Genomic DNA, 20,010 nt, shown 5'->3' with positions numbered 1-20,010 from the left:
TGCCTACGTTCTCGTCCCTCACAGAGGTAATACGCATTCCATCGTGGTCGCTGCCGCTTCGACGCCGTCCGTGTTGACGGACCCCTCCCGACAGCTGCGATTGCTGATCGACAGCGTGCGCGATCATGCGCTGTACCTGCTCGATCCCGACGGCATCGTCTGCAGCTGGAATCCCGGTGCCGAGCGCATCAAGGGCTATCGGTCGGAAGAAGTCATCGGCACCCACTTCGGGCGCTTCTACCTGCCGGCCGAGCGCGATGCCGGCGAGCCGCAGCGGCTGCTGCGACTGGCCGCGGAAAGCGGGCACCAGGCCGCCGAAGGCTGGCGGGTGCGCCGTGACGGGTCGCCGTTCCGCGCCAGCGTGGTCATCGAGTCGGTGGTCGAGAACGGCGAGCTGGTGGGCTTCGTCAAGATCACCCGCGACATCACCGAGCAGTGGCAGGCGCAACGGCTCCTGCGCGACGCGCAGCGGGCGCTGCGCCAGACCCAGCAGTTCGAGACGGTCGGCCAGCTCAGCCGCGGCCTTGCCCACGAGTTCAACAACCTGCTGACCACCATCGTCAATGCGCTGGACCTGCTGTCGGCACGCATGGGTGATGATGAGCGGGCCAATGCCCTGCTCACCACCGCGCAGGCGGCCAGCGATCGGGGTGCCCTGTTGACCCGGCAGCTGCTGGCCTTCAGTACCGGGCAGACCCTGATCCGCGAAACGCTGGACATCAATGCGCGTATCCACGACTGGCTGCCCGCCCTGCAGGCCACCTGCCCTGCCGGCGTCACCCTGGAAACCGCGCTGGCGGCCGGCCTGCCTGCGATACTCAGTGACACCGTGCAGCTGCAGACAGCGCTCGCCAATCTGGTCGGCAACGCTGCGGACGCCACGGTGGGGGGCGGTCGGGTACTGATCGCCACCGCGCTGGAACACCGCATGGACCCCGACGCCGAAACATCACGGCAACGGCCCTATGTGACGTTGAGCGTCTGCGATGAGGGCCATGGCATGGCCCCGGACATCGCCGAACGCGCGACCGAACCCTTTTTCACCACCAAGGACATCGGCAAGGGCAGCGGTCTGGGCCTGAGCCAGGTGTTCGGATTCACCACCCAGAGCGGCGGTTTCGTTGATGTGTCCACCACGCCCGGTGTCGGCACCACGGTCAGCCTGCTGCTCCCTGCTACCGAGGACCCCGCACATGACCGATGATCCGATCCGCGTATTGATGGTGGAGGACCAGACCGATCTGCGCGAGATGATCGGGCTGGCCCTGCGCGACTTCGGCATCGACGTGGCGACCACCGCGGATGCGCAGGAAGCGGTCGCCCTGCTGCAGGGCGGCACGCGTTTCGATGTAGTGTTCAGTGACATCAGCATGCCCAACGGCATGTCCGGCATCGAGCTGAGCGAGCATGTGGCGCGGGACCAGCCGCAGGCACGGATGATCCTGTCCTCCGGCTACGCGCGCTCGCAGTTGCCGCCGCTGCCCGAGCAGGTGGAATTCCTGCCCAAGCCGTATCGGTTGCGGCAGCTGGTGGAGCTGCTCAAGCAGGCGTGAGGGACCGCTGTTCTGCCAGGCATGGCCTGGCACTACCGGGTAGCGAGCGTTGCTGTTTTTGCCAGGCATGGCCTGGCACTACTCGCAGCGACCGTCTCGGGCCCGCCAGGCATGGCCTGGCGTGGCCCGGTCCTCAATAACGGCCCACCAGGTTCAGGTACCAGCCGCGGTGGGTGTAGTCGAACTTGGTCAGGTCGTCACTGAAGTCGGTGAAGTTGTAGCCCACGCCGACCCGGAAGTTGCGGCCGACATCACGGTCCACACCCGCCAGCCAACCCTGCCGGCGACCGCCGTCACGCACGTCCAGCAGGCGGTATTCCAGCAGGCCATGCCATTGGTAGTACAGGTCATAGCGCAGCTGCGCGGCGCCGAAGTTCGTCGCTGAATCGAACCACGGGCCGGTGCCGCGGCCATAGCGCACCTCGCCTTCGCGGCGGGCCAGCTTGGCCGCCACTTCCCAGCGCTGGTCGATGCGGTACACGCCTTCCAGCGACAGCACCTGGGTGCGCTGATCGTAGTCCACGCCGTTGACCTGGCCCATCGTCGACAGGTCGTACAGATAACTGTAGCGGCCGAACAGTGCCCAGCGGTCATTGTCCCAGGGACGGTAAGCGAAGCCGAGATTGCCTTCGATGAAGCGCGCACCGGCCACCGGGTTGATCGCATCGTCGGTATCGGCGTAGTTGAACCGCGCGGCGATCCGCCAGCTGTCATTGAGACGATGGCTGAGACGGTTGGTGCTGACCCACTGCGTGCGCCGCTCCGCACCGGTGTCACGACGCCACTCCAGCTTGCTCTGCCACTCGGTACCCGGCGACGTACGGCCGCCGGACAGGCTGACGGCCTTGCGGTCGACCTGGCCACTGCTCGCATGCAGCTTGCCATCGCTGAGGGTGAAGCCCGCGTTCCAGCCCACTGCCGGATAGAAATCCATGCCGAAGGTGTTCGCCAGGCCCGATTCCTGGCCGGATTTCAGGAACTGGCTCTCATTGAACACGTTGACCTGGTCGGACAGGCGCCAACGCTGGCCCAGCGTCCAGCCATCCTGCGCGTTCGGACTGAACAGCGGGTCGTACTCACTGCGGTCGGTGGACTGGGTGAACGCACCATAGAAGCTGTGCTGCGGGGTCAGCTTGTACTCGGCGTTGACCTGCGCGGCACTGCCACGATCACCATCACTGACCTCGGCGCCGATCGTGGACAGGTTGGCGAAGGTGTAGGTACCACCGGCGACCACCGCATCATTGTCGGCGTAACGGCCATGATCGTCATCGACGGTCAACTGGCCACCGCCGTAGAGGTCCAGCGCGGTGCCGATGCGATGGGTGTAGCGCGCTGCCGCCAGCACACCGGCATTGCTGCCGATACTGCGATCCTCCTGCACCCGGCGCAGCTCGGCCGACACGCGGTCGTTGTCGCCGATCCGCCATTCGGCAGTGGCCTGGGCCTGGATCAACGATTCATTGCCGCGCCGTGCTTCGCTGTAACGCGCGTACAGGCTGAAATCGTCGGTCACGTAGCCCAGCAGCTCGGCGCCCTGCTCACGCACGCGCTGGCCGGTGTCGAAGCGGCCCACCGAGTAACCACCGTCGACCTGCCGCCACCAGGCACCGGCACTCCAGTCGCGCTGGGTCCAGCCCAGCTCGCGCAGGTTCACCCGGGCCTCCACTGCGGTCGCCTCGCCTTCGCGCGGCCCCTCGGGGTTGAGCCGGGTGAAGCTCAGGCCACCGTTGTCGGAGAAGAACACCGGTGCACTGGTCGCCTCGCTGCGGCTGTGTTCGACCTTCAGGTAGGTGCCACGCCCAGCCTGCAGGGTCAGGTCCGCACCGCGCAGCGAATAGTCCTGCCCGGCGCGCTGTTCGTCCACATAGGTGGCGCCAACCGCCACGTGATCACCGAACCAGTGCTTGCCACGTACGCCGGCGGTGATGTCGTCATTGTCGAAGCCGGTCGGTACCCATTCGTAATCGACGATCAGGCGCTGCTCGTAGCCGTCCAGCGGCACGTCGCGGCTGATCCGGCGCAGGTTCTCGCGGCTGACCTGGGCCAGCGGCCGGGTCAGCAGGATGCGGCCCTGCAGCGCGTCGATCTCGTAGTCGGCACCGCGCACCAGCGACACCCGCTGCTCGACACGGCCGGTGGTGCGGTCACGGATCTCCAGTACCACCTGGTCCGAGCCGCGCAGGATGCTGGCGTGGCGCAGGTAGTACAGGCTGCCGCCGGTGCCGATGAACTCGCTGTGGCCCGGCGCGGTCTCGGCCTGCGAGCCGAACAGGCGCAGTTCGGTCTGCGCATCGCCCCAGGCATTGGCGCCGCGCGAACGCCACGACAGCGCCGCACCGTACAGCGAGCGCACGTACTGGGCGTATTCGGTGCCGCTCAGGCCGGTGTTGTAGTTGCCCCACAGTGCCTGGTTCTTGTCCCAGTCCATACGCAGGTAGAAGCGGCCCATGCTGTCGACGTCGCGCTGGGTCAGCGAATCGTCGCCATAGGTGGGGTAATACAGGTCCGGGTCCAGGCTGCGGAACAGGTCCTGCGGATCGGCGGTGGTGAAGCCGGTGAACAGTTCGTCCAACGGCCGGTTCTGCGTATCGGCCTGTGCAGTCAGGAGATAGCGGCCGCGCGTCTTGGCCTTCAGATAGAACGCCAGGCGCCCGTCACTGAGCACGTCGTCATCGCGCTCGCCACGGGCAACATCGCGGCCCGCACCACTGGCCTTGTTCTGGTACACCGTGACATCGGCCAGGCCGACACCGAACAGATAGCGGCCGCTGACATCCACCTCCAGCGTACGCGCGATCGCCGGGGCGTCGGGTCGCTCGACCCGCACATCGAACGCGTGATGACCGATCGGCATCAGGTATTCGGCGGCGAATTTGCGGTCCTGGTCCAGCGGATAGCTTTCGCCGTTGATCTTCAGTGCCGCGCCAAGCGGCAGGTCACGACCCCGCAGGCGCACGCGCGACCCGTACACCGGGATGTTCTGCTGACGCAGGCCGTTGCTGTCGAACACCTGCTCCAGCAGCGACAACGAAGCGGCCTGGTTGGCATCCACGGAAGTACCGCGGCGATCTTCCAGGGCGTCACGCAGCTGCTGGTTGCCACGCTCCACTTCGGCCAGCGTCACCAGCTGCATGGACTGCGCCGAGGTCTCATCGACATTGCCTTCGGCATCGTACGCGCGCAGCACATAGACAAGGCGGTCGCCACGACGCAGCGGCGTGGACGCCGGCAGCGTACCGTCCCAACTGCCCTGCCCGACCGCAGCCACGGGCAGTTCAAAGGTCGCCAGGGGCGCGACCCGGTCGCTGTCGCTGCCGCGGTAGATGCCCACTTCCAGGCGTTTGATGAACGCGGTGTAGTTGCCACGCACGAAGAATTCGACCGGCCGCACGATGCGGCCCTGGTCGAACGCCACCAGGCCCGGCGCCGAGATCGACAGCTCGGGCTGGCCCATCGCAGGGTCTTCGGTGGCCCAGATCGCGCCGCCTTCCGGCAGGCGGATCATGAACTCACCGCGCACGGTTGCCTTGCCCGGCTCGTCCAGCGCGACGCTGACGCGGCGGTCCGGCTGCAGTATCTGCGACGACGAACGCGTCGACGTACCTTCGGTCACCGGCTCATCGAAGCTGCGCGAGCGCAGGGTGAACAGCAGGTCGCCGTCGGCGCTGCACTGGTTGCTCTCGCAGTGGATCGGCGCGGTGTCGCTGGACGCGGCGTTGGCCGGCGGTGGCGCCGCCTGCGCGGTTGCTGCCAGGCCCAACAGCAGCGCCTGGTACAACGCAGCGCGGTGCAGGCGGGCGGGACGCCGGACGACAGAGTGATGGGCGCTCATCGGCGGGCCTCCTGTTGGCGGGCCGCCGCGCGGGTGGCGGCGGTCTCCTCGTTGCGCACGCGCAGACGCTGCTGCACGGCGGGGCTGAGCTGCACGCGCAGCGCTTCGAACACGGCATTGGCACGGCGCAGGCCCAACGCCTGGTTGTAGACATGGCTGCCACGTACATCGGTATGGCCGACCAGGCTGACCTGGCCGCCTCCCATCTGTTCCAGACGCGCGGCGATCGCAGCCAGCAGCGGCTTGAATTCCTCGCGGATCACCGCCTTGTCGGTGTCGAACAGCACATTGCCGAGCAACGCGCCACCGGCATCAACGCCAGCAACCAGCGAGTGCGGATCGCGCACATCGGTACGCAACTGCACCGTCAGGCCAGCGCGCGAACCCTCAGCCACTTCGGCCTGCAGCGCATCACGCACGGCCACCGCACGGGCGAAGGCCAATGCCTGGCTTTCGCCGTTGGCGGCAATCACCACGTCACCGCCCTGGTAACGGTCAACCACCTCGGCCATCTTCGCCAGCACCGGGCGATAGCTGGCGCGCAGTTCGCTGCTGCCCGGGGCGAACAACACCTCCCCCAATGCCAGCTCGGCGCGCTCGGCGGCCGCCTGCGGCGACGGCGGCAGGCGCACGCCGAAGCTGAAGCGGGTCGGCACGCCCTGGGTGACCCGACGCAGCAACGGATTTTCGGTGGTCAGCTCGGAACCACCCGGTACCGTTGCCGGATCCAGCTTGACGATGAAGTTGCGGCCCAACCTTGCATCGCCACCATGCACATCGGCCAAGTGGTAACGGCCGAACGGATCGGTTTCGATCAGCAGGCCCTCCACCGTGGCCAGGCGCACGCCGGGAATGCCCTGCTCCTGGATGCCGTGGTTGCGGATCACGTAGGCCACTTCATAGCCCTCGGCCACCCGCGCGATCTCACGATGCACGACCGGCTCGGCCGCGGTCAGGCCCTTCGCCGCCTCGCCACTGCGCTGCACGGTTGCCACGCCCTGCGCATCAAGCTGCAGGCGATGGCCCTGTGCGCTTTCCAGCACGAAATCATCGGTGAAGGCCAGTTCGCGCAGGCGCTGGCGGATCACCACCTGGTGGCTCTCGACCGTGTCCGAGGTAGACGCAAGCCCATGCACCACGCCCACCTGCACGCCATGCAGCAACGGCGCGCTGGCATCGGCCAACGGCTGCGGGCCATCGCCACGATCCAGCGTGGTCGAACCCGGCACGTAGGCAGCCGGTGCGAAACCACCCTGCACGCGCACGCCCGTCAGTTCCGCACTGTCCTGCCAGCCGTCGCCATCGCGATCATCGAACACGGTGCCGAACACCAGGCTGTCTTCCAGCAGCGGATCGGCATCCATGCGCACTTCAGCGGTCGCCACGTTCGACAGCGGGGCGCCGTCGTCGGCAGTGGCCACGGCCTGGTTGATGTGGTTGCCGGCGCGCACGCCCGCACCCACACGCAACAGGTAGGTGATGGTGGCACTGCGGCCCACGGCAATGTCGACCGCGCCGATGCGCAGCGGAGTCTGGCTGCCGCCCAGCGAGAACGCGCCGTCGTCGTCGGCCACGCGCATCGAGCCATCCACATAGCTGAAGCCCGGCGGCGGTGTATCGACCACCACGCCGTCGCGCCAATGGCTGCTGCCGACGTTCTCGACCACCAGCTGGTAGCGCACCAGGTCGCCGACCTTCACCAGGCGCGGGTTGGCGGTCTTGGTGATGCGCAGCGCGAAGTCCGAGATCACCTTGTGCCGCGTTTCGCAGGTGGTGCACTCCGGCGGCGGCGAGCCATCCGGGTACTGGCCGCGCAGGCGGTTGAGCACTTCCGTGCGTGCTTCCTGGTTGACGATGGCCTGGTAGACGAATTCATGCTGTCCCACCGGCGTACCGGTCGGCAGCGTGCAGACGATGTCGGTGCCCTGCTGCACGCAGCCTGCCGGCAGCGTGTCCACGCTCAGGCCAGCATCGGGCGTATCCAGCAGCTGCAGCGGCTGCCGCAGCGACGCGCGCTCGACCGTGGCCCGCAGGGTGTAGCGCAGCCGGTCACCCGGGCGCACTTCACTGCCACTGGCGGGGCCGGACAGCTTTTCCAGCACCACGCGCGGCTCGGCCAGCACGTGCTCGGTACTGCAGGTACCCGTGCAGCTCGGGGTGTCGCCGCCACGGCCCAGCACCGCGTTGCGGACGCTGCCACTGGCCTGCGCATTGACCTGCGCGCGGTAGCCCAGCGTGTAGGTACCGGGTGCGGTACCTGCCGGCAGCGTGCATACCAGCGGATTGCTGGCGTTGCAGGTGAAGGCGCCCGGCTGGGTCACCGCCTGCAGGTCCAGACCTGTGCCCAGGGTATCGGTGAGGGTGAGCACATCGGTGGTCTGCGAGTTGGCGACCACCACTTCGACGCTGTAGTCCACCGCATCCCCCATGTTGACCGGCGATGCGGTGCTGGAGGACTTGCGGTAGGTGACCGTCGCCGCCAGCACCGGGGTGGTGGTGGTGCAATCGGTGGTGCAGGTATTGGTACCGGTGCCGCTGCCAAGCACGGCGTTGCTGACGCTGCCCTTGGCCTGTGCATTCACCGTCGCGGTGTAGTTGACCGTGTAGGTCCCCGGTGCGGTGGCGGCCGGCAACGTGCACACCAACGGATTGGCGGCGTTGCAGGTGAAGCCGGTGCTGGCGGTGACCGAACCGAAGTCCAGGCCCTGCCCCATCGTGTCGGTCAGGCTGAACACAGCAGTGGTGCGCGAGCGGCTGACCACCGCGGTCAGGGTGTAGGCGATGCTGTCGCCCACCTTGACCGGGCCGGCGGCGGCCGAGGTCTTGCGGTAGTCGATCTGGCTGCCTGCCACCGGCGTGGTGGTATCGCAGTTGACGGTGCAGTTCGGGTTGTCACCGCCGCTGCCCAGCACCGCATTGGTCACCTGGCCGGTGGCCTGGGCGTTGACCACGGCGGTGTACGACAGGCTGTAGCTGCCCGGTGCGGTAGCGGCCGGCAGCGTGCACACCAGCGGGTTGGCCGCATTGCAGGTGTAGGCACCAGCGCTGGTCACGCTGCCGAAATCCAGGCCGCTGCCCAGCGTATCGGTCAACGTCACCACGTCGGTGGTGCGCGAGTTGGTCACCACCGTGGTCAAGGTGTAGGTCAGGCTGTCACCCACTGACACGGGGCCGGCGCTGTTCACCGACTTGGCGTAGCTCACGCCCGGCGTCGCCACCGGCGTAGTGGTATCGCAGTTGGTCGTGCACGAAGGCGTGTCGGTGCCGGTGCCGAGCACCGCATTGCGCACGGTGCCACTGGCCTGCGCGTTGACCGTGGCGGTGTAGCTCAGGCTGTAGGTGCCCGGCACCGTCCCGGCGGGCAGCGTGCACACCAGCGGGTTGGCCGCATTGCAGGTAAAGATGCCGGCGCTGGTCACGCTGCTGAAATCCAGGCCGCTGCCCAGCGTATCGGTGAGGGTGACCACATCGGTGGTGCGCGAACGCGCAACGGTCACGCTGAGCGTATAGCCGATGCTGTCGCCCACCCGCACCGGTCCACCGGTGGACGCCTGCTTGGCGTAGCTCACCTGCGGGCTGGCCAGTGGCGTGGTGGTATCACAGCTGCCGACACACGACGGATTGTCGGGACCGCTCGGCACAACGGCATTGCGCACCTGGCCAACAGCTTGTGCATTGACGATGCCGGTATACGAGAACGCGTAGGTTCCTGGCACGGTGCCGGCTGGCAGCGTGCACACCAGCGGATTGCCGGGCACGCAGCTGAAGCCGCCGGCATTGGTCAGGCTGCCGAAGTCCAGGCCGGTGCCCAGGGTGTCGGTCAGCGTGGTCACAGCGGTGGTGCGCGCATCGGCCACGACCACGCTCACCGTGTAGGCAACGCTGTCGCCCACCGCGACCGGGCCGGCCGTAGCGCTGGCCTTGGATACCGAGATGCGCGGCGCCGCCACCGGCGTGGTGGTGGTGCAGTTGCTGCTGCAGGTGGGAGTGTCGGTGCCGGTACCCACCACCGTATTGACCACCTGGCCACTGGCCTGTGCGTTGACGGTGGCCGCGTAGGTCAGGCTGTAGGTACCCGGCACGGTGCCCGCTGGCAGCGTGCACACCAGCGGATTGGCAGCATTGCAGGTGAAGGCGCCGGCATTGGTCACGCTGGCGAAGTCCAGACCGGTGCCGAGGGTATCGGTCAGGGTCAGCACGTCGCGGCTGTTGCCATCGGCAATGGTGACATCGACGGTGTAGCTCACCGTCGCCCCCACCGCCACCGGACCGGTGGTGTTGGAGCGTTTCGCGTAGCTCACCCGGGTGACCGGCACGGTCACATCGCTGCGGGTGCAGTGGTTGGCGTCGGTGCACGCCTCGCCCGGTGCAGGCGGATTGCCACCATTGAACGGATCGTAGCCGCCACCAACGCTGGCGTGGTTGCGCAGCAGGCCGCTTGCCGATGCGGACACGATCACCGGCAGGGTGAAGCTGCTGCTGTCACCCGCGGTGCCGGCTGTCGACAGCACCTGGCTGCTGGTGCAGGTCACCGCCTGGCCGCTCGCCGTACAGCTCCAGCTGCCGCTGCTGAGGGTTCCGGTCCAGTTCGGCACGATACCCGCCGGCAACTGGTCGCGCACGGTGATCACACCCGCCGGCACGTTCGGCGGATTGCCGGTCGGCACGCTGGTGGTGTTGCTGATCGTCAGCGTGTACTGGGTACCGGTCTGGCCGTAGTTCCAGATGCCGCCGGTGGCATTGTTGCCCTTCACCACCTTCAGTGCGGGAGCAGTGATGGTGATCAGGTGGTCTTCCACTTCACCGTCATCGGCCACGCCGGTCGGTTGCTGGATCTGCGCCGCATTGGTCGCATAGCGCAGGCGCACGTAACTGGTACCGGCACTTACCTGCGCGGGGACGGTCCAGCTCAGATTGGCCCCGCCGCCACTGCAGGCAGCGATGTTGCTGCGCTCGCCCGGGTCGAAGGTGCCGTTGCGGTTGAAGTCGATCCAGCCGGCCACGCTGCCGTTGCCCACGCACGCCACCGGTTGGCTGATCTGGGTACCGGCCTGCATCACCGTCAGCACGTAGCTCGCCGGCCAGGCATTTTCTTCGTTGGGATTGCCCGCGGGGAAGTTGTCGTCACCCTTCGCATCGGCGCTGTAGCTGCTCTTCTGCTCGGTATCCGGGCCCACGGTGCCGAGGAAGTCGGTCAGCGGCGGTGCCAGGCCACCCGGTGCATAGCCGGCGGTGTTGATGTTGGTGGGGGTGGCATTGACCGGCAGGCCATCGGGGCGGAACTGCAGATCGTCCACCACGTGCATGGCGTCGCCATAGCTCTGCGGTGCATCGCCGAAGTCGGCGTAGGGCACCAGCAGGCCGATGGCGATGGCGGTAGTGCCGCCGCCGCGCATCGAGAAGCCCATGTTCACCGCGAGGTTGCCAGGCGCATGCGCGGCATTGTCGAAATTGAGGAAGGTGACCGCAGCGGTGTTGTTGTCGTTGCCCGGCCCGAAGCGGATCACGCTGTTGCTGCCGCTGCTGGACTTGGTCACGTTGTAGGCACCTGCGCCAAGGTTCTTGCGCATCTCCACCACGTTCCAGGTGCCCAGTGCGCTGGCTTCGACGAACTCGCCGCTGTTGTTGATCGACTCGGCGTCGGCCATCACCACGCCGCGCAGACGATAGGGCGCACCGCCCAGTGTCGAGACGCAGTTGATTTCGAAAGAGGATGTGCCGGTGCTGCGCGAGATGCCCGCGATCAGCTGGTTGGCACCGCCAGCGCCACCGACGTTGTACAGGTCATCCAGGCTGTCGCCGCTGAAGTTGCCGGGACGGTAGCTCTGCAGGATGCCACCACCGCTGATGTTGGCCAGGCTGCAGCTGACGTTGAGGTCGATGCCGGAGGCAACGGGCATGGAGATCGACGAGGTATCGCCATTGTTCAGCGTCACCCCATGCGTGCCCAGCGCCGAGCCGCCGCCCCAGGTCAACCACAGCACCGTGTTGCGGTACGGGCTGGTGCCGCCGGTCGCGTAGGCCGCAGCCCAGGCCGACGATGGCAGCAGCACCGAGAGCAGCAACAGCAGGCCAGCGGCCAGCCATCGTCCGGCCCGGCCGGGGTGTGCACTTTTTTCAGGATGAACGGATTCACCGCCCGCGCTGATGCGCGACGTCGTCGACTGCCACATGTTGGTTTTTCCCCGTCATCGGCCCCGCAGGGAGCCGCTGTTCAGTGGGTTGCCGGGGATGGTTCTCCCGGACCCGGAGACGCGTACGAATGCGTGTCTGCCGGCTCCGTGGCGACTACAACCATCCCTGGACCCTGTTGGTCAGGTGCGCAAAACTGTGACGAGGATAACACAATGCAAACAATTGTGTGATGTACGTCACATTTAATTTTGCAGAATCTGGCGCCGGCCCCACGAGCACAGTTGTAGCAACCGGCCTCCGGGGGCTCGTGCACGGATCCGGCAGCCGGACCGCCCTTTCCGGCAATTCGTCACGCATTTTCGGAGCCGGGGCGAGGCGACCGGGACGGGCGCACACAAAAAACCGCCGGGCCATGGGCTACCGGCGGCATTGAAGTGGAAGGGGAATCGCCGCGCCTGGCGGCGGCCGTGCTGCTACCAGGGGATGAAAAGCAGGATCAGCACGATCACCAGCAGCACGGCGGCAACGGTCAGCAGCACGTTGCGCTGGCGCCAGGAAGGCTTGGGGGTGCCGGGGGTATTCATGGGGGCGCTCCTAGGCAACCGAGGGGGACAGCCCCAGACTGCCGAGTCCGCTTGCAGCAGCGCGTGCACAGGTTGTGCAGCGGGAGTGTAGAGCCCTCTTCCCCGGCTCAGGCCGTACCGCGGGCCATGAACAGCAGTTCCGGCGTGGATGCGTCCTCGATGTCCACGAAGCCAAGGTCGCGGTACAGCGCAACGGCGGTCGGATTGTCCCGATAGACCTTCAATGTCAGTTGCACTGCATCGGTGTGGCGAACGGCTTCGGCGCACAGTGCGGTCATCAGTATCCGGCCCAGGCCACGGCCACGTGCCTGTGGCGACACGATGATGCGCCCGAGATGCGTGCTGCCAGATGCTGTCTGCCAATACTGGCCAAAGCCCAGGCAGGTGCCTTCGCCATCCAGCAGTGCCCAGCCCGGGCGCGCAGGCAACGCCAACGCGGCGGCGAAGGCATCGGCAGGCAAGGGAAACGGCACACCGGGGCCGGCCCAGCGCAGGGTCGCCGCAGGCGAGTCGAGCCAGCCGGCGATGACCGCGAAATGCGAAGGCTGGACGGGCTGCAGGACGTGATCCATGGCGCCGGCGTTTTGCGGGCGCGGGTCGATGCGCCCGATGTGGATGGTGACCCCGGCCCGATTCGAACGGGCGACCTTCCCCTTAGGAGGGGGACGCTCTATCCAGCTGAGCTACGGGGCCATGCAGCCGCCAAGTTTACAGGCAAGCCGCCCTGCCCTCCAAGCATTCATCTGCCACGCCACTGCCACTGGCGCGGCGCACCATGGCAGTTCGGGTCGCTCTGTTACCATCGGCGGCTCAGTTCGTCGCGCCCCCACCTGCCCGCGACGACACCAAACACAACGTAACGAAACACAGGAGTCTGCATGTCTTCCGAGCTGCTCAAGTCCCTTGGTCTGGACGCGATCAACGCTGGCACCTACCTGGGCAACGGGGAGTGGTCGAGCGCTACCGGCGGTGAGCTGATCACCCCGATCAACCCGACCACCGGCGAGCCGATCGCGCAGGTCCGCGCCACCACCGAAGCTGAGTACGAAACCGTCATCGCGCGTGCCCAGGAGGCCTTCAAGGTCTGGCGCACCACCCCGGCCCCGCGTCGTGGTGAAGCCGTGCGCCTGTGCGGCGAAGCGCTGCGCAAGCACAAGGACGCCCTCGGTTCGCTGGTTGCGCTGGAAATGGGCAAGAGCAAGCCGGAAGGCGATGGCGAAGTGCAGGAGATGATCGACATCGCCGACTTCGCCGTGGGCCAGAGCCGCATGCTGTACGGCTACACCATGCATTCCGAGCGCCCCGGCCACCGCATGTACGAGCAGTACCAGCCGCTCGGCCTGGTCGGCATCATCAGCGCGTTCAACTTCCCGGTGGCGGTGTGGGCATGGAACTCGTTCCTGGCCACGATCTGCGGCGATATCTGCCTGTGGAAGCCGTCCAACAAGACCCCGCTGACCGCCATCGCCTCCATGCGCATCTGCAATGAAGCGCTGCGCGATGCCGGTTTCCCGGACCTGTTCTTCCTGATCAACGACGCCGGCACCGCGCTGTCGGAAAAGATGGTGGCCGACAAGCGCGTGCCGCTGATCAGCTTCACCGGTTCGACCCAGGTCGGCCGCACGGTCGCCGAGAAGGTTGCGCATCGCCTCGGCCGTTGCCTGCTGGAACTGGGCGGCAACAACGCGATCATCCTCGACGAAACCGCCGATCTGAAGCTGGCGATCCCCGGCATCGTGTTCGGTGCGGTCGGCACCGCCGGCCAGCGCTGCACCACCACCCGTCGCCTGATCGTCCACGAATCCATCCATGACGACGTGCTGGCCACGCTGGTCAAGGCGTACAAGCAGGTGGAAGGCAAGATCGGTGATCCGACCGACCCGGCCAACCTGATGGGCCCGCTCAACAGCGACGGCGCCGTGCAGCAGTTCCTGGCCTCGATCGAAAAGGCCAAGGCCAGCGGCGGCACCATCGAAACCGGCGGCACGCGCATCGACCGCCCCGGCAACTTCGTGCTGCCGGCCATCGTCACCGGCCTGAAGAACAGCGATGAAGTGGTGCAGCACGAGACCTTCGCGCCGATCCTGTACGTGATGAAGTACAGCACGCTGGACGAAGCCATCGACATGCAGAACGGCGTGCCGCAGGGCCTGTCGTCTTCGATCTTCACCACCAACCTGAAGACCGCCGAGCGCTTCCTGTCGGCGGCCGGTTCGGACTGCGGCATCGCCAACGTCAACATCGGTACCTCGGGCGCGGAAATCGGTGGCGCCTTCGGTGGCGAGAAGGACACCGGCGGTGGTCGCGAATCTGGCTCGGATGCATGGAAGGTCTACATGCGCCGCCAGACCAACACCATCAACTATTCGGATTCGCTGCCGCTGGCACAGGGCATCAAGTTCGACCTGTGATGGCAAACGGTCCGGCCATGCACCTGGGTCAGAGCCCCTCCGGGGATCCGACCCATGCCGTACCGACCACTCAGGGTCGGATCCCCACAGGGGCTCCGACCCTCGATTTCAGCGGCCGCCGGGTGTTGATCGCCGGCGGCAGCAAGGGCATCGGTCGCGAACTGGCGCTGGCATTCGCCGGCGCCGGTGCGCAGGTTTCGGTCTGCGCGCGTGGCCAGGCCGGCCTCGACGCCCTGCAGGCCGATGCGCAGGCACAGGGCACGCAGCTGCACACCCTCGCCGCCGATCTGGGTGATCCTGCCCTGATCAACGCCTGGCTGCAGGCCGCTGCCGACACGCTCGGCGGCATCGATGTGCTGGTCAACAACGCCACCGGCTACGGCATGGCCGATGACGAAGACGGCTGGGCCGCCAGCCTGCAGATCGACCTGATGGCCGCCGTGCGCGCATCGCGCCTTGCGTTGCCGTGGCTGCGCGCCTCGCCGGACGCCTGCATCCTCAATCTGTCCTCGATCGCCGCGCAGCAGCCGCGTCCCGGCGGTGCACCGTATGCGGCGGCCAAGGCCGCGCTCTCGCACTACACCACCTCGCAGGCGCTGGCACTGGCCCCGGATCGGATCCGGGTCAACGCCATTGCACCGGGTTCGATCGAATTTGCCGATGGTCTCTGGGATCGACGTCGTGTCGAAGACCCGGCGCTGTACCACGGCACCCTGGCGAAGATTCCGTTCGGCCGCTTCGGCCAACCGCGCGAGATTGCCGATGCCGCGTTGTTCCTGTGCTCACCGCTGGCGCGCTGGATAACCGGCCACGTGCTCAACGTCGATGGCGGCCAGGTGCTGATGGGCTGAATCTGTAGAGCCGAGCCCACGCTCGGCTTGCGCGCGCAGCGCGGGCGATGCCGTACCAGCCGAAGCGTAAGCCGAGCATGGGCCCGGCTCTACAGGGCACTGCCCATGGGATTGCCGGGGCAGAGGCACTATCATGTCGGCACTGCCACGGAGGACTCGATGAGCGTGCCACCCCGACAGAGCAACGCCCTGGCCGTGGTCAGTCTGATCGCGGGCATCTGCAGCTGGACCGTGCTGCCGGGTGTCGCCGCCCTCGTTGCGATCATCACCGGGCACCTGGCCCGCGCCGAAATCCGCCGCCGCGCTGGCGAACAGGACGGCGATGGCATGGCCCTGGCTGGGTTGATCATGGGCTGGCTCAACATCCTCGCTGCGGTGGGCCTCGTGGCCATCCTGATCTTCGCGATGGTGGCCGCCGGCGCCGACGCCAAACCTGGACTGCGCTGGTGAAAGCACGATGACCTCCCCGGAAAGCACTGAACGCTTCAGCAGCCGCGTCGCGGACTACGTCCGCTACCGCCCCGACTATCCAGCTGCGCTGATGGACTGGCTGCAGGGCCCGATGGCCGTGGCAACCGACGCGCTGGTCGCCGACATCGGCGCAGGCACCGGCATCTCCAGCCGGCAGTTCCTGGCCGCCGGCCATCCACTGGTCGCCGTCGAACCCAACGCGGCGATGCGCGCCGCCGCCGAGCAATGGCTGGCGCCGCAGTATCCGCAGTTCTCCGCCGTCGATGGCCGCGCCGAGGCCACCGGTCTGGCCGATGCCAGCGTTGACCTGGCCAGTGCCGCGCAGGCCTTCCACTGGTTCGATACCGTGGCCGTGCGCGCCGAGTGGCAGCGCATCCTGCGCCCAGGCGGCCTGGCACTGATCTACTGGAACTCGCGCCTGCTCGATGCCAGCCCGTTCCTGGTCGGCTACGAACAACTGCTGCTGGACTACGGCACCGACTACACCGCGGTGGCCGAACGCTACCAGGACGACGCCACCATGCAGGCCTGGTTCGGCCCCGGCCTGCGCGGCATGGTGCAGCTGCCGAACGTGCAGCACCTGGACCTGGACGCCCTGCGTGGGCGCCTGCTGTCCTCTTCCTACGCGCCGCAGCCCGGCCATCCGCGCCACGCGCCGATGCTGGCTGCGCTGCAGGACCTGTTCGCCGCCCACGCGGTCGACGGCCAGGTCGCTTTTGAATATCGAACCCGAGCCTTCCTCGGCACGCTGGACTGAAACCTACGCATGTATTCGCTTGCCCGCCCCTTCCTGTTCTCGCTCGATGCCGAACGCGCCCACGGTCTGGGCCTGTCCGCCTTGGACATGGCCTATCGCACCGGCACCACGCCGCTGGTGGCCGCACGCATCGCGCCGATGCCCAGCACGGTGTTCGGGCTGACGTTCCCCAATCCGGTCGGCCTTGCCGCTGGCCTGGACAAGAATGGCGAGCACATCGATGCACTGTTCGCGCTGGGCTTCGGCTTCGTGGAGATCGGCACGATCACGCCGCGACCGCAGGCCGGCAACCCGAAGCCGCGCCTGTTCCGGCTGCCGGCGCACAATGCGATCATCAACCGCATGGGCTTCAACAACGCGGGCGTGGATGCGCTGGTGCGCAACGTAGAACGCGCGCGCAACCGGCGCGGCCTGCTCGGCATCAACATCGGCAAGAACAAGGACACCCCCAACGAACAGGCCGCCGATGATTACATCGCCTGCATGGACAAGGTGTACCCGCTGGCCGATTACATCACCGTCAACATCTCCTCGCCCAACACCGCTGGCCTGCGCGAGCTGCAGGAAGAGACCGCGCTGCGGCAGCTGGTCAGCCAGCTGCGTGATCGCCAGGAAGCGCTGGCCGCGCAGCATGGCCGGCGTGTGCCGATGCTGGTGAAGGTGGCGCCGGACCTCAGCGAGCGCGATATCGATGCCGCCGCGCGCGTGCTGGGCGAACTGCAGGTGGACGGCGTGATCGCCACCAACACCACCATCGACCACAGCCGGGTTGCCGGCGATCCGCTGGCCAATGAAGCCGGCGGCCTTTCCGGTGCCCCGGTGCTTGAGCAGTCCACCCTGGTGCTGCGCCGCCTACGCGCGCGCCTGCCCGAATCGGTGCCGCTGGTTGGTGTCGGCGGCATCCTGTCCGGTGCCGACGCTGTGGCCAAGATGGCCGCCGGTGCAGCGCTGGTGCAGTGCTACAGCGGCCTGATCTTCAAGGGCCCGGCGCTGGTCGCCGATTGTGTGGAGGCGATCCGCCGCCGACGCGAGGCGCCCAGCCGCGGCGCGGTGGCACCGCTGTGAGTACCCCCATGGATGACACCAACAACACTGCAGCCCCGCTGCGCTGGACCCTCACCCGCAACGCACCCCTGCAGGCACTGAACACCTTCCACGTGCAGGCCAGCGCCGCGCAGTTGCTGGAACTGCACGATGCCGCGCTGCTGCCGGAGGTCCTGGCCCTGCCGGACGTGGCCGATGGCCCGTTGCTGGTGCTCGGCAGCGGCAGCAACGTGCTGATCGCCGACGACCTGCCCGGCACCGTGCTGGTGTTCGGCAACCGTGAAATCACCTTCCTTGAACATCGCGCCGACCACGCCGTGATCCGCGCTGGAGCCGGCGTGTCCTGGCACGGGCTGGTGATGTGGTCGCTGCAGGAAGGCCTGTCCGGGCTGGAAAACCTGGCGCTGATTCCCGGCACGGCCGGTGCATCGCCGATCCAGAACATCGGCGCCTATGGTGCCCAGGTCGGCGAGTTCATCCAGACCGTGGAGGCCTGGGACTGCCAGGAAAAGACCTGGGTACGGCTGGACAATGAACAATGCGGCTTCGCCTACCGCGACAGCGTGTTCAAGCAGCAGCCGGACCGCTACCTGATCACCGCCATTGAACTGAAGCTGCCACTGCTGCATGACCTGCGCATGGGCTACGCCGGCATCCGCGAAGAACTGCAGGCACAGGGCGTGGAACTGCCGAGTGCGGTGGACGTCGCCAATGCGGTGATCGCGATCCGTCGCCGCAAGCTGCCCGACCCGGATGTGCTGGGCAACGCGGGCAGCTTCTTCAAGAACCCGATGCTGCCGCTGGAACAGGTGGAGGTGCTGCTGCAGCACTTCCCCGAGCTGCCGGTGTTCCCGGCAGACCGGGACGACCGGCGCAAGGTCTCGGCCGCCTGGATGATCGAATCCTGTGGCTGGAAAGGCTACCGCGAGGGTGATGCCGGCGTTGCGCCCAGCCATGCGCTGGTACTGGTCAACTACGGCAACGCCACCGGCACTGAGCTGCTGGCGCTGGCACGGCGGATCTCCGCCTCGGTGCTGGAGAAGTTCGGCGTGCCGATCGAACCGGAGCCCCGCCTGCTCGGCGCACAGTGGTGAGCACGCCCGCCCTACCCGTCAGCGCCACCCCGTTGCGGGCGGCGCTGCTGATGCTCGGCAGCACCATGGCGTTCGGGCTGATGGCGGTGGCGATCCGCTATGCCACCCGCTACGTGCCGACCCAGGAAGTAGCGTTCTTCCGCAATGCCTTCGGCCTGCTCGCGCTGCTGCCGATGCTGCTGCGCCCTGGCCATGCCCCGTTGAAGACCCAGCAGCTGCCGCGCTATTTCATGCGCAGCGCGATCGGCCTGGGGTCGATGCTGTGCGCGTTCTGGGCGCTGGGCCACCTGCCACTGGCACAGGCCGTTTCGCTGTCGTACTCCACGCCGTTGTTCGTCACCATCGCCGCCGTGCTGTGGCTGGGCGAAAAGGTCCGCGTACGGCGCTGGGCGGCGGTGGTGGTCGGTTTCGTCGGCGTGCTGGTGATCGTGCGGCCAGGCACTGCCGGTTTCACGTCCGGCAGCCTGATCGCCGTGGCCGCCGCCGTGCTCAGCTCGCTGGTAGCGATCCAGATCAAGCAGCTCACCCGCATCGACAGCGCCGATACCGTGGTGCTCTACACCTACGTGTTCTGGGTGCCGCTGTCACTGATTCCAGCATTGTTCGTCTGGGTCTGGCCCGCCGGTATCGCCTGGGTCTGGCTGCTGGCCACCGGCGTGCTGGGCACCATCGGCCAGTTGCTGTGGACGCGTGCATTGCGTCTGGGCGAGGTTTCGGCGCTGACCCCGATCAGCTTCCTGCAGCTGCCGCTGGTGACCTTGTGCGGTTGGCTGCTGTTCGCCGAGACGGTTGATCGCTGGACGATCGTTGGCGCCGGCATCATCCTCGCCGCCAACGCCTACATCGCCCATCGCGAAGCCGTGCTGTCACGGCGTGCAGCGAGCGTCGCCGCGAGCGCGGCTGCCAAGCCGGCAGAGTAAGGGTTCCGGCCGGGCGCGCCCGGCACCCGCAGAGGCCGGAGCAACGGCAACAGCCGAAGCAACTTCAACAGCGGCATTCCGTGGGATGGCGGGGTGGTGTCGGATTGCGGGGACGCCGTAAATACGTCCCTGTAGCAACTGTGTTTGCAGGAGGAGCTTCGGCCCTTCCTGCAGACGGGCACGGTAGTGCCGGCCGCTGGCCGGCAGCCTCTGGATGTACGCACGCACTGACGTCAGGCGGGGATCGGTCCGCTCTGGGCGTCACGCATGCGGGCGTTGAGGATCACCAGCATCTTCCGCATCACCGCCACGATGGCTACTTTGGCCTCCTTGCCGCGCGCCCGCAGGGAGCGGT

The 20,010-nt window shown here is 67.2% G+C and carries 12 protein-coding genes, 1 tRNA gene and 1 pseudogene; 9 read left to right on the top strand and 5 right to left on the bottom strand.

The annotated features are described in order from the left end of the window. Positions 1 to 70: 70 nt before the first annotated feature. Positions 71 to 1,204 (top strand): PAS domain-containing sensor histidine kinase, encoded by a 1,134-nt coding sequence (locus tag CR919_RS00070; protein ID WP_099818754.1) that lies wholly within the window; start codon positions 71 to 73, stop codon positions 1,202 to 1,204. Beyond that, entirely contained in the window at positions 1,194 to 1,553 is a 360-nt protein-coding gene (locus tag CR919_RS00065; protein WP_099818284.1) for a response regulator, read from the top strand. The genes CR919_RS00070 and CR919_RS00065 overlap by 11 nt, the downstream gene beginning before the upstream one ends. 133 nt (positions 1,554 to 1,686) lie before the next feature. Here CR919_RS00065 and CR919_RS00060 read toward each other — a convergent pair whose 3' ends face one another. From CR919_RS00060 to CR919_RS00045, 4 genes are all read right to left on the bottom strand, one after another. Then, complete coding sequence (locus CR919_RS00060) at positions 1,687 to 5,388, bottom strand: TonB-dependent receptor (RefSeq protein WP_099818283.1); 3,702 nt, start codon at positions 5,386 to 5,388, stop codon at positions 1,687 to 1,689. Beyond that, a complete protein-coding gene (locus tag CR919_RS00055; protein ID WP_243379761.1) occupies positions 5,385 to 11,561 on the bottom strand; it encodes a CshA/CshB family fibrillar adhesin-related protein in 6,177 nt (2,058 codons plus the stop codon). The genes CR919_RS00060 and CR919_RS00055 overlap by 4 nt, the downstream gene beginning before the upstream one ends. Positions 11,562 to 12,214: 653 nt before the next feature. Beyond that, entirely contained in the window at positions 12,215 to 12,679 is a 465-nt protein-coding gene (locus CR919_RS00050) for an N-acetyltransferase (protein WP_099818282.1), read from the bottom strand. Positions 12,680 to 12,723: 44 nt separating this feature from the next. Next, positions 12,724 to 12,800: transfer RNA gene (locus tag CR919_RS00045), tRNA-Arg, on the bottom strand. A gap of 185 nt (positions 12,801 to 12,985) precedes the next feature. Here CR919_RS00045 and CR919_RS00040 point away from each other — a divergent pair. From CR919_RS00040 to CR919_RS00010, 7 genes are all read left to right on the top strand, one after another. Next, complete coding sequence (locus CR919_RS00040) at positions 12,986 to 14,518, top strand: aldehyde dehydrogenase family protein (RefSeq protein WP_032976092.1); 1,533 nt, start codon at positions 12,986 to 12,988, stop codon at positions 14,516 to 14,518. Beyond that, positions 14,518 to 15,369 carry an SDR family oxidoreductase gene (locus CR919_RS00035; protein WP_099818281.1) on the top strand — a complete coding sequence of 284 codons (852 nt, stop codon included), beginning with the start codon at positions 14,518 to 14,520 and terminating at the stop codon, positions 15,367 to 15,369. The genes CR919_RS00040 and CR919_RS00035 overlap by 1 nt, the downstream gene beginning before the upstream one ends. 159 nt (positions 15,370 to 15,528) lie before the next feature. Further along, positions 15,529 to 15,819, top strand: a complete 291-nt coding sequence (locus CR919_RS00030; RefSeq protein ID WP_025874887.1) for a DUF4190 domain-containing protein — start codon at positions 15,529 to 15,531, stop codon at positions 15,817 to 15,819. 7 nt (positions 15,820 to 15,826) lie between these two features. Then, positions 15,827 to 16,597 carry a class I SAM-dependent methyltransferase gene (locus CR919_RS00025; protein ID WP_099818280.1) on the top strand — a complete coding sequence of 257 codons (771 nt, stop codon included), beginning with the start codon at positions 15,827 to 15,829 and terminating at the stop codon, positions 16,595 to 16,597. Positions 16,598 to 16,606: 9 nt separating this feature from the next. After that, a complete protein-coding gene (locus CR919_RS00020; protein ID WP_099818279.1) occupies positions 16,607 to 17,662 on the top strand; it encodes a quinone-dependent dihydroorotate dehydrogenase in 1,056 nt (351 codons plus the stop codon). A gap of 8 nt (positions 17,663 to 17,670) precedes the next feature. Continuing rightward, positions 17,671 to 18,735 carry a UDP-N-acetylmuramate dehydrogenase gene (gene murB / locus CR919_RS00015; RefSeq protein WP_099818278.1) on the top strand — a complete coding sequence of 355 codons (1,065 nt, stop codon included), beginning with the start codon at positions 17,671 to 17,673 and terminating at the stop codon, positions 18,733 to 18,735. Positions 18,736 to 18,767: 32 nt separating this feature from the next. Further along, on the top strand, positions 18,768 to 19,655 hold the full coding sequence (locus CR919_RS00010; RefSeq protein WP_099818752.1) for a DMT family transporter: 888 nt from the start codon (positions 18,768 to 18,770) through the stop codon (positions 19,653 to 19,655). A gap of 233 nt (positions 19,656 to 19,888) precedes the next feature. On the opposite strand, the pseudogene CR919_RS00005 reads toward CR919_RS00010, so the two are convergent. Then, a pseudogene (locus CR919_RS00005) lies at positions 19,889 to 20,010 on the bottom strand (IS110 family transposase); the annotation flags it as partial.

It is taken from the genome of Stenotrophomonas sp. LMG 10879, assembly GCF_002750935.1.
Lineage (GTDB): Bacteria > Pseudomonadota > Gammaproteobacteria > Xanthomonadales > Xanthomonadaceae > Stenotrophomonas > Stenotrophomonas lactitubi_B.
The sequence above is the reverse complement of the archived record's forward strand: the minus strand, read 5'-3'. Positions and strand labels throughout refer to the sequence as shown.

What these genes read in the sequence shown, in the direction of transcription:
- CR919_RS00025 (WP_099818280.1), top strand. Translation starts at nt 15,827, where the DNA reads ATGACCTCCCCGGAAAGCACTGAACGCTTCAGCAGCCGCGTCGCGGAC.
- CR919_RS00040 (WP_032976092.1), top strand. Translation starts at nt 12,986, where the DNA reads ATGTCTTCCGAGCTGCTCAAGTCCCTTGGTCTGGACGCGATCAACGCT.
- CR919_RS00060 (WP_099818283.1), bottom strand. Translation starts at nt 5,388, where the DNA reads ATGAGCGCCCATCACTCTGTCGTCCGGCGTCCCGCCCGCCTGCACCGC.
- CR919_RS00030 (WP_025874887.1), top strand. Translation starts at nt 15,529, where the DNA reads ATGAGCGTGCCACCCCGACAGAGCAACGCCCTGGCCGTGGTCAGTCTG.
- CR919_RS00055 (WP_243379761.1), bottom strand. Translation starts at nt 11,561, where the DNA reads ATGTGGCAGTCGACGACGTCGCGCATCAGCGCGGGCGGTGAATCCGTT.
- CR919_RS00035 (WP_099818281.1), top strand. Translation starts at nt 14,518, where the DNA reads ATGGCAAACGGTCCGGCCATGCACCTGGGTCAGAGCCCCTCCGGGGAT.
- CR919_RS00020 (WP_099818279.1), top strand. Translation starts at nt 16,607, where the DNA reads ATGTATTCGCTTGCCCGCCCCTTCCTGTTCTCGCTCGATGCCGAACGC.
- CR919_RS00050 (WP_099818282.1), bottom strand. Translation starts at nt 12,679, where the DNA reads ATGGATCACGTCCTGCAGCCCGTCCAGCCTTCGCATTTCGCGGTCATC.
- CR919_RS00065 (WP_099818284.1), top strand. Translation starts at nt 1,194, where the DNA reads ATGACCGATGATCCGATCCGCGTATTGATGGTGGAGGACCAGACCGAT.
- murB (WP_099818278.1), top strand. Translation starts at nt 17,671, where the DNA reads ATGGATGACACCAACAACACTGCAGCCCCGCTGCGCTGGACCCTCACC.